2 protein-coding genes are annotated in these 1,386 nt (G+C 65.5%); one reads left to right on the plus strand and one right to left on the minus strand.

Going from position 1 to position 1,386, the window contains the following annotated elements:
* A partial coding sequence (locus HWY30_RS42370) for a hypothetical protein (RefSeq protein WP_244145223.1) occupies nt 1-1,149 on the minus strand: 1,149 nt, incomplete at its 3' end.
* Here HWY30_RS42370 and HWY30_RS40745 point away from each other — a divergent pair.
* Nucleotides 1,048-1,386, plus strand: a 339-nt coding sequence (locus HWY30_RS40745) for an Ig-like domain-containing protein (RefSeq protein WP_244145224.1), incomplete at its 3' end; no start/stop codon positions are given. The genes HWY30_RS42370 and HWY30_RS40745 overlap by 102 nt on opposite strands.

Raw genomic sequence — 1,386 nt, forward strand, 5'->3', positions numbered from 1 at the left:
GCGGACGCCGATGCGGATGCCGATGCCGATGCGGATGCCGATGCCGATGCGGATGCTGATGCCGATGCGGACGCCGATGCGGATGCGGATGCGGATGCGGATGCGGATGCGGACGCCGATGCGGATGCCGATGCCGATGCGGATGCCGATGCTGACGCCGATGCTGACGCGGACGCGGATGCGGATGCCGATGCTGACGCTGACGCTGACGCTGACGCTGACGCGGATGCTGACGCGGATGCCGATGCGGATGCGGATGCTGATGCTGACGCGGATGCCGATGCGGATGCTGATGCTGATGCTGATGCTGATGCTGATGCTGATGCTGATGCTGATGCTGATGCTGACGCCGACGCGGATGCCGATGCCGATGCGGATGCGGATGCGGATGCTGACGCTGATGCAGATGCCGACGCGGACGCGGACGCGGATGCGGATGCGGATGCTGACTCCGACGCGGATGCCGATGCTGACGCGGATGCCGATGCTGACGCGGATGCGGATGCGGATGCGGATGCCGATGCGGATGCCGATGCTGACGCGGATGCGGATGCCGATGCTGACGCGGACGCGGATGCTGACGCGGACGCGGACGCGGATGCGGATGCCGATGCGGATGCTGATGCTGACGCCGACGCGGATGCTGACGCCGATGCCGATGCCGATGCTGACGCGGATGCGGATGCGGATGCGGATGCCGATGCTGATGCCGATGCCGATGCCGATGCCGATGCCGATGCCGATGCCGATGCCGATGCCGATGCCGATGCGGACGCTGATGCTGATGCTGATGCTGATGCCGATGCGGATGCGGATGCGGATGCGGATGCGGATGCGGATGCGGATGCTGATGCCGATGCCGATGCCGATGCCGATGCCGATGCCGATGCTGACGCGGATGCGGATGCGGATGTTGATGCGCCGGACCAGCCAGTCATTGGCGAAGTGATTGACGACGAAGGTCCGATCCAGGGACCGGTGGGCAATGGCGAGAGCACGGACGACACGACGCCGACACTGGTGGGCAAGGGTGAACCGGGCGACACGATCGTCGTGATCGACAACGGCACGCCGATTGGCGAGACGACGGTCGACGAGGAGGGCAACTGGAGCTTCACGCCTGAGACGCCGCTGGAAGAGGGCGAGCATCAGTTCACGGTGGTGGAGCGCGATCCTGCGGGCAACGAAAGTGGGCCGTCGGATCCGTGGACGGTGATCGTGGATACGACGCCGCCGGGCAAGCCGTCGATTGGCGAAGTCATTGACGACGAAGGTCCGATCCAGGGTCCGGTGGGCAATGGTGAGAGCACGGACGACACGACGCCGACGCTGGTGGGCGAGGGTGAACCGGGCGACACGATCATCGTGATCGACAACGGCACGCCG

Source organism: Paraburkholderia tuberum STM678, from assembly GCF_902833905.1.
Taxonomy (GTDB): Bacteria; Pseudomonadota; Gammaproteobacteria; order Burkholderiales; family Burkholderiaceae; genus Paraburkholderia; species Paraburkholderia tuberum.